Origin of the sequence: Flavobacterium sp., from assembly GCF_049318185.1 — a bacterium.
Classification (GTDB): domain Bacteria; phylum Bacteroidota; class Bacteroidia; order Flavobacteriales; family Flavobacteriaceae; genus Flavobacterium.
In genome coordinates, this window is the sequence record NZ_JBMOGV010000193.1 from 1 (window position 1) to 2835 (window position 2835).

3 protein-coding genes are annotated in these 2835 nt (G+C 30.3%); all 3 read right to left on the minus strand.

The annotated features are described in order from the left end of the window. Nucleotides 1-570, minus strand: a 570-nt coding sequence (locus tag ACOYLT_RS11385; RefSeq protein WP_422853962.1) for a hypothetical protein, incomplete at its 3' end; no start/stop codon positions are given. Between the two features lie 182 nt (nucleotides 571-752). Then, entirely contained in the window at nucleotides 753-1829 is a 1077-nt protein-coding gene (locus tag ACOYLT_RS11390) for a transposase (protein WP_422853963.1), read from the minus strand. Nucleotides 1830-2540: 711 nt separating this feature from the next. Then, nucleotides 2541-2835: helix-turn-helix domain-containing protein (locus ACOYLT_RS11395; RefSeq protein WP_422853964.1), on the minus strand; the 295-nt coding region annotated here is incomplete at its 5' end.

The following is a 2835-nucleotide window of genomic DNA, read 5'->3' on the forward strand; positions in this document are numbered from 1 at the left end:
CAAAACAGCATATATGGCATTGCCTGCCTCTACTCTATCTTCTTGTTTAATGTCTCTTGCGCTAACTTCCACTCTCACGTCAACAACTAAATCTATAAATTCATCGCCTAACGTAGTAATTTCTGTTAACATTCCTGCTGTTAACCCTTTTGTAGCCAAATCAGCAAAGAAAATATTTGCCACACGAACTACTCTTTTGGCAGTGATAAACAAATCTGAATCAGTTTGTCTCGCTAAAGCATCAGTACCAAACTTTCTATATTTAGCGCTCTTTTCGCCAAACTTCAGTGCTGCTCTAGCCATCACATTTCTAATTGCTTCACGCAAATTGTCTGCTAGTTTCGTTTTTACCGCTGTTGCATCCGTTTGATCTGCCACAGCTTCTACATCAGTTTCTGTGTTTTCAAATGCGGTAATTTGTGTTTCAAGTAAATTTACGTCAGGCGTTTTTATATTGAATTTATCGAACTCAGTTTTGTCTCTGCGCATAAACGCAATTTTTTCGTTGCCAATTAAAACCAATTTAGCATCAGAAAAATTATACAATCTAACTACTTCTTTCTTTTTCATTTTAAATATATTTAGAGGTTAATACACACAAATATAACGAATTGACAATTATAGCTTTAATTAAATTCGATTTTTATTAACATTTATTGAATGAAAATTATTAATAACTATTGTAATGGGGTTACTATTCTTTATAGATTTTATAAAATAAAAGTATTCAATTTCAATACTTCGTTAATTTTTTAAGCAGCAATTTTACCAAAATCCATCAATTTATTGATGATATTCTTATTTTTAGTCAAGTTCGGGTTAATGCCGAACATTACAATAAATCTGTTTATCAGTAACTCGTTGTTAAATTGTGTTTTATAGTCTGCAATTGAGAACGGTTTTTTGAAGTTTTGTTTGTTCGAGAACCAGTCAACTTTCGCTAAATTTACAGCCGTTAATGCAATGTTTGTGTGGAAGTTAATTTTTTCTTTGCTTCGTGCTTCGCACGTATTGACTCCCGTAAATTGTTTGGCATCCCTGAAAACAAATTCCATTTGAAATCGTGCTCTATAATAAGCGACTATTTGGCTTGTTTCTTGTTTCAAATTTGTAGAAAAGTATATTTTTGTTGTTTTGATTTCATTGTCTTTGATGTATTCTACAAATGCAATTTTAATTTTGCGTTTAAAGGCGACTGAGTAAACAATGGCACCATAAACTTTCATTTCTTTGTCTTGATAGTCAACAGTAAAATGATTCATATCCATGTTTTTAAAATTTATTTTCCCATCGTATTTCTTTGGAGCACCTTTCTTACCAGTTACCGAACCATGGTATAAATATCTTAAATTACTGTCGTCTCTTAATCTGCTTATAAAAAACATTTTTGACTTACCAACAGCTTGAGCAAAAGATATTTTAGAAAAATAAGCATCTGCAATGATGTAGTGCGAAATTTTTTTGAGTTCAATAGCATTATCGATAATCAGTGAACCGTAATATTCTAACAATGTCATTTCTGATTGCTTTAAAACATCAGAACCAGGAGTTTGAATAGAATTGAGATGGAAAGCGGTATTTAAAACCGGATCAATCATTGCAAATCCTGACATTTCATTCCCCCATTTTACTTTGCTGGCAACACCAGACCAAAAATATCCAACACCATAAGTACTTTTGCCTGATTTTGAAAGATACGAAGGGTCAAATCCTATGATTAAATTAGTACTAATAGATGCAACCAAAGTTTTGTTGAATTCAAAAAAATCGAAATCTTTTTTAAAATTATTTCGATAAGATTGTTCACAAAGATTACCATATCTTTCCATTTGCAAAAAGTTCAATCTTCCTTTTATACTTAAAAACAAAATCAACACATGATGCACAAAATTTTTTGTACTTTTGTTAACTAAGTAGAACTTTTTAGATCTCAATGTTCTAATAATCAATAATTTAATATTTTGGCTTGCCTGTGGATTCACTTTTGTAGAATTACGGAATAATCTTACAAACTACGAAATTTCACGGGTTTTGCCAAATTATTTAACACTTATTTTATTGAAAATCAATAATTTAAACTATTTTATAACGAAGCATTGTATATAATAATTGTTTGTTTAATGCACAAGTAGTATATTCAATAGATTATGAAAACCAAGTGAATTAAAAAATATATTTCGTGGCTTAAAAAATCTACCCGGGTGGAAGAATAGCTCAAAAGTGCAACTGATGATGTATTAAATAAATATGATTTTGTTTTACTTTCTCAAGACATTTATTAATTCCTGGTGAAATTAAAAGTCCTTTAAAAAAGAAATAAGCTAGCTTAAGTATTTTAGCTTGAATAAATTTTAAACAAGTAATGGATTCTAGTATCTAGCTAAATCATAAGAAATGAAATCAAGTTCTTGGCAGAGCTAATCAGTTAATTAGAATTTCATAACCTTGGTCTAAAATATGATTTATTTGCTTTGACAAAACAAAAACGTACATCTAGGTATTCTAAATATAAAGGCCTTCATTTCTGAAAGCCTTTTATCCTAATTTGCTATTTCGCTAATGAATTTAATCCTCATCAATCGCAATTCTTCAATATCATATTCACCATCAAATTCTTTGAGTGCGGTTTCAATATCATCAGATTCTGATTCCATAAAATAATCGTGAATTTCTTCTTGTTGTTCGTCGTCTAGCATTTCGTCAATCCAGTATTTAATGTTCAACTTTGTACCAGAATAAACAATTTGTTCCATTTCTTTCAAAAGTGTGTCCATGTTCATTCCTTTTCCAGCGGCAATGTCCGACAAAGACAATTTTCTGTCTATATTTTGAATG